Below are 293 nucleotides of genomic sequence, written 5' to 3'. Positions count from 1 at the left end.
TGCGCAAGAAGTTGCACAGCACTGCGCAACTTCTTGCGCACTTTTTGGGGTGATTGAGCTTCGAATTGTTTCAAACATCGGATAAAACTGCCTCATCCCCCCGGTTTCATTGGTCATCAATTTTTCTGGCACGTTCCTTGAGAAGGGTTTGGGTACCCATCGGGCGATTTTCACCCCTTGGCACCCCCATTTTTGTGTATCCGATGCCTCGTTCAGGCAACGGGCGCACGTTGCCCAACACGAGGAACACGGAATGTTCGCACCCGCCAATCAACCCCAATTCGCCCTGACCA

1 protein-coding gene is annotated in these 293 nt (G+C 52.6%); it reads right to left on the bottom strand.

Going from position 1 to position 293, the window contains the following annotated elements:
- Positions 1-106: 106 nt before the first annotated feature.
- A partial coding sequence (locus ACW9JE_RS30950) for a hypothetical protein (RefSeq protein WP_457434938.1) occupies positions 107-293 on the bottom strand: 187 nt, incomplete at its 5' end.

This window comes from Pseudomonas sp. SDO55104_S430 (assembly GCF_054070595.1).
Note: the sequence above shows the minus strand (reverse complement) of the source record. Positions and strands in the feature narration are given on the sequence as shown.